Annotated in this window: 4 protein-coding genes; all 4 read left to right on the forward strand. The window is 61.7% G+C overall.

Annotation, left to right across the window (positions count from 1 at the left end; translation table 11 throughout):
* The first annotated feature begins 79 nt into the window (after positions 1-79).
* The 4 genes from AC1D1X_RS14950 (at position 80) to AC1D1X_RS14965 (ending at position 5,088) form a co-directional block, all read left to right on the forward strand.
* The gene (locus AC1D1X_RS14950) at positions 80-856 is read left to right on the forward strand and encodes an ABC transporter ATP-binding protein (protein WP_477698558.1); all 777 of its coding nucleotides are present in this window, start codon (positions 80-82) and stop codon (positions 854-856) included.
* Complete coding sequence (locus tag AC1D1X_RS14955) at positions 856-1,551, forward strand: ABC transporter ATP-binding protein (protein WP_477669520.1); 696 nt, start codon at positions 856-858, stop codon at positions 1,549-1,551. The genes AC1D1X_RS14950 and AC1D1X_RS14955 overlap by 1 nt, the downstream gene beginning before the upstream one ends.
* Before the next feature lie 206 nt (positions 1,552-1,757).
* Complete coding sequence (locus AC1D1X_RS14960) at positions 1,758-3,866, forward strand: 3-hydroxyacyl-CoA dehydrogenase NAD-binding domain-containing protein (protein WP_477698557.1); 2,109 nt, start codon at positions 1,758-1,760, stop codon at positions 3,864-3,866.
* Between the two features lie 46 nt (positions 3,867-3,912).
* Positions 3,913-5,088: an acetyl-CoA C-acyltransferase gene (locus AC1D1X_RS14965; RefSeq protein WP_477669522.1), complete on the forward strand. Its 1,176-nt coding sequence runs from the start codon at positions 3,913-3,915 to the stop codon at positions 5,086-5,088.
* Positions 5,089-5,230: the final 142 nt, after the last annotated feature.

Below are 5,230 nucleotides of genomic sequence, written 5' to 3' on the forward strand. Positions count from 1 at the left end.
GTCGCTGCCCCCCGAGGGGGCGCTGCGCCTGCGGCCCGGCAAAGCCGGTTCCGCGGCCCTGGCTGGTGGGGAGGTTGATATGAACTATTCGCTTGAACTCAAAGACCTGCGCAAGAGCTTTGGCAAGACCGAAATCATCCGCGGCGCCAACCTGAAGGTGCAGGCCGGCGAGCGCGTCGCCATCATCGGGCCCAACGGCGCGGGCAAGTCCACGCTGTTCAATCTCATCAGCGGCCGTTTTGAGCCCACCAGCGGCGAAGTGTTGCTCAACGGCCAGCGCATCGACGGCAAAAAGCCGTTTGAAATCAACCGGCTGGGCTTGTCGCGCAGCTTCCAGATCACCAATATCTTCCCCAAACTCAGCGTGTTTGAAAACCTGCGCTGCGGCGTGCTGTGGAGCCTGGGCTACAAGTACACGTTCTTCCGCTTCCTGGCCGACCTGGATGACGCCAACGAGCGCGCCKACGAGTTGATGGCCATGATCAAGCTCGACAAAAAGCGTGACGTGCTGGCCACCAACCTGACCTACGCCGAGCAGCGCGCGCTGGAAATCGGCATCACGATTGCAGGCGGCGCCAACGTCATCCTGCTGGACGAACCGACGGCCGGCATGAGCCGGTCCGAGACCAGCCGCTTCATCAACCTGATCAAGGAGGTCACCGTGGGCAAGACCCTGCTGACGGTGGAGCACGACATGGGCGTGGTGTTCGGCCTGGCCGACAAGATTGCGGTGGTGGTTTATGGCGAGATCATTGCCTACGACACGCCCGAGGCCGTGCGCGCCGACCAGCGCGTGCAAGAGGCGTATTTGGGCTCTTCAGTAGCAGACGCACAAGCTCACGGAGGAGGTCACTGATGCTCCATATCCAGAACCTCCACGCCTTCTACGGCAAAAGCCACGTACTGCACGGTGTCCATTTCGACGTGCAGCCCGGCCAGATCGTCGCCTTGCTGGGTCGCAACGGTTCGGGCCGCTCCACCACGGCCAAGGCCATCATGGGCCTGGTTGACTGCCAGGGCTCCATCCTCTGGAAGAAGCAGGAAATCGCCGGCAAGAAGGCCTACCAGATTGCCCACCTGGGCATAGGCTATGTGCCGGAAAACCGCGACATCTTCCCCAAGCTCACGGTGCACCAGAACCTTTTGTTGGGCCAAAAGGGCTCGGGCAAGGGTTCGCGCTGGTCGTTTGAGGACATGTACCAGATGTTCCCGCGCTTGCGCGAACGCCAGCACACCGAGGCCGGCGTGCTSTCGGGYGGCGAGCAGCAGATGCTSACGCTGTGYCGCACGYTGATGGGCGATCCCGACCTSATCATCATCGACGAGCCCACTGAAGGCCTTGCGCCCAAAATTGTTGAGCTGGTGGGGCAGTATTTGCAAACGCTGAAGGCCAAGGGCATCTCGGTGCTGCTGATCGAACAGAAACTGACGATTGCCATGGCGATTTCCGATCGCGCGCTGGTCATGGGCCACGGCAGCATCGTGTTTGACGGCACCCCCGACAGCCTGCGGGCTGATGCCTACATCCGCAAAGAGTGGCTCGAGGTGTAAAAAACGGTGTGGATCGTCCCCGGCTGTCACCGCAGGGACAAAAATAGACTGAACAGTCCATCCGGGGACTTGTGCCGTCACAAACGCCCCCTACAATGGAAAAAGAACGGTCGTACTTTTTTGTGCGCCCGACCAGCGCGTGCCGGGCCGCAGCGCCAGCCGAGACAACCAAAAACTGAAACTCCATCAAGGAAAGAAGCAACGCAATGACCACCCTTTACGAAGTTCACGGCCCCGTCGCGCTCATCACACTGAGCAACCCACCCGTCAACGGCCTGGGCCACGCCACGCGCCTGAGCCTGACCGACAACATCCAGAAGGCCAATGCCGATGCCGCCATCAAGTCCATCGTGATCACCGGCGCAGGCAAAGCCTTTTCGGGTGGCGCCGACATCAAAGAGTTCGGCACGCCCAAGGCGCTGATCGAACCCAATCTGCTGAGCGTGATCCGCGCGGTCGAGAATTCCGGCAAGCCTATCGTCGCCGCGATCCATTCCGTCTGCATGGGCGGCGGCCTGGAATTGGCCCTGGGCTGCCACTACCGCATCGCCGCGCCTGGCACCAACGTGGCCTTGCCTGAAGTCAAGCTCGGCCTGTTGCCTGGCGCCGGCGGCACGCAGCGCCTGCCGCGCGTGCTCGGCGTGGAACCGGCCCTGAACATGATCGTGAGCGGCGAACCCGTCAAGAGCGAACTGCTCGCGCAAATCCCCGGCCAGAAACTGTTCGACAAGCTTGCTGCCTCGCCCGAATCGCTGGCCCAGGAAGCCCTGGCCTTTGCCCAATCGATTTCCGACACCCGGCCGCTTCCGCTGGTGCGTGACCTGCGCGCCAAGCACCCCAATGGCGACGCTTATTTCCAGTTCGCCCGCAACATGGTCAAGGGCATGGCCAAGAACTTCCCCGCGCCGCTCAAGTGCGTGGACGCGGTCGAAGCAGCGACCAAGAAGAAATTCGAAGACGGCATGACTTTTGAGCGCGAGTGCTTCATCAACCTGATGTGGACACCCGAAAGCCGCGCGCTGCGCCATATCTTCATGGCTGAGCGTGCGGCCTCCAAGATCCCCGACGTGCCGGAAGACACGCCCAAGCGCGAGATCAATTCGGTGGCCGTGATCGGCGCCGGCACCATGGGCGGCGGTATCGCCATGAACTTCCTGAACGCCGGCATCCCGGTCAAGATTCTCGAGATGAAGCAGGAGGMCCTGGACAAAGGCCTCGGCATCATCAGCAAGAACTACGAGGCCCAGGTCAAGAAGGGCAAGCTTAAGCAGGATAAATATGACCAGCACATGGGCCTGCTCAGCACCACGTTGAGCTACGACGACCTCAAAGACGCCGACCTCGTGATCGAGGCCGTGTTTGAAGAAATGGGCGTCAAGGAGAAGGTCTTCAAGGAACTGGACCGCGTGATGAAGCCGGGCGCCATCCTGGCGTCCAACACTTCGACGTTGGACGTCAACAAAATCGCCGACTTCACCAAGCGTCCGCAAGACGTGGTCGGCCTGCATTTCTTCAGCCCGGCCAATGTGATGAAGCTGCTGGAAGTCGTGCGCGGCGCCAAGACCGGCAAGGACGTGCTGGCCACCGTGATGGCCGTGGGTAAAAAGATTAAAAAGACGGCCGTGGTGTCGGGCGTCTGCGACGGCTTTATCGGCAACCGCATGATCGAGCAATACGGCCGCCAGGGCGGTTTCCTGCTCGACGAAGGCTGCACCCCCGAGCAGGTCGACAAGGCCATCGAGAAATTCGGCTTTGCCATGGGCCCGTTCCGCATGGGCGACCTGGCCGGCAACGACATCGGCTGGGCGATCCGCAAGCGCCGCTACACCGAAAAGCCGGACATGAAATACAGCAAAACGGCCGACCTGCTGTGCGAGAAAGGCCGCTTCGGCCAGAAGACCGGCGCCGGCTGGTACGACTATGTACCCGGCAAGCGCGACGCGATCCCGAACGCTGAAGTCGTCAAGATGATTGAAGACCACCGCAAGAGCCTGGGCATCACGCCACGCAAGATTTCCGACGAGGAAATCGTGCAGCGCCTGGTGTATTCGCTGGTAAATGAAGCCGCGCACATCCTGGAAGAAGGCATCGCCTCCAAGGCCAGCGACATCGACATGGTCTACATCATGGGCTATGGCTTCCCGGTCTACCGCGGTGGCCCCATGCTGTACGCCGACCAGGTCGGCCTCTTCAATGTGGTGCAAAGCATGAACCGCTTCGCGCAGAACCCGCTGGACGACGCCAAATTCTGGAAGCCCGCACCCCTGCTGGCCAAGCTTGCAGCCGAAGGCAAGACCTTCAACCTGTCTACCTAAGTCCAGCAGACCGCACAGATCAACGTCCCAGAATCCGGAGAATTCCATGACTTCAGCAGTAATCGTTTCCACCGCACGCACCCCCCTGGCCAAAAGCTGGAAGGGCTCCTTCAACATGACGCACGGCGCCACCCTGGGCGGACACGCCGTTGAGCACGCGCTCAAGCGCGCCGGCATCGAGGCCGCAGAGGTCGATGACGTGATCATCGGCTGCGCTACGCCCGAAGGTGCCACCGGCGCCAACATCGCACGCCAGATTGCGCTGCGCGCCGGCTGCCCGGTGACGGTATCGGGCATGACGGTCAACCGTTTCTGCTCGTCCGGCCTGCAGACCATCGCCCTGGCGGCCCAGCGCGTGATCGCCGGTGAAGCCGACATCTACGTGGCCGGCGGCGTCGAAAGCATTTCCTGCGTGCAGCAGGAAATGAACACCCACATGCTGCAGGAAACCTGGCTCGCCAAGAACAAGCCCGAGATCTACTGGAACATGCTCCAGACCGCTGAGCAGGTCGCCAAACGCTACAACATCTCGCGCGACCGCATGGACGAATACGGCGCGCTGAGCCAGCAAAAGGCCACGGCCGCGCTGGCTGCGGGCCTCTTTGAAGCTGAGATCGCCCCCATCACCGTGACAGCCGGCGTGGCCGACAAGATCATGGGCCTGACCACCAAAGAGGTCACCGTCAGCAAGGACGAAGGTATCCGCGAAGGCACGACCAAGGAAGGCATCAGCGGCATCAAGCCGGCCATCCCTGGCGGCGTGATCGCGGCCGGCAATGCCAGCCAGTTCTCCGACGGCGGCGGCGCCGTGGTTGTCATGAACGAAACCCTGGCGGAGAAAAAGGGCCTTAAACCCCTGGGCCGCTTCCTCGGCTTTGCCGTCGCCGGTTGCGAACCCGATGAAATGGGCATTGGCCCGGTCTTCGCCATTCCAAAGGTACTGGCCAAGCTGGGCCTGAAGATCAGCGACATTGATCTGTGGGAATTGAACGAAGCCTTCGCCGTACAGGTGCTGTACTGCGCCGACAAGCTGGGCATTCCCATGGACAAACTCAACGTCAACGGCGGTGCGATTGCCGTCGGCCACCCTTACGGCGTGACCGGCCAGCGCCTGACGGGCCACGCGCTGATCGAAGGCAAGCGCCGCGGCGCCAAGCGCGTCTGCGTGACCATGTGCATTGGCGGCGGCATGGGCGCAGCCGGCATTTACGAAGTCCTCTGAACCGGGCATCATAATGAATGAAACCCTGCTCCTTCAGAAAGGGCAGGCGTTTCCTGCCTTGACGCCCGCCGTTTCGGGGAGGTCGTCATGAGCCTCAGGCCGACCCTCGATTTTCTGCTCTACCAATGGCTCGGTGCCGAGT

The organism is Polaromonas sp. P1_G4, assembly GCF_056405475.1.

Coding starts and splice junctions, on each gene's coding strand:
- AC1D1X_RS14965 (WP_477669522.1), top strand. CDS start 3,913: ATGACTTCAGCAGTAATCGTTTCCACCGCACGCACCCCCCTGGCCAAA.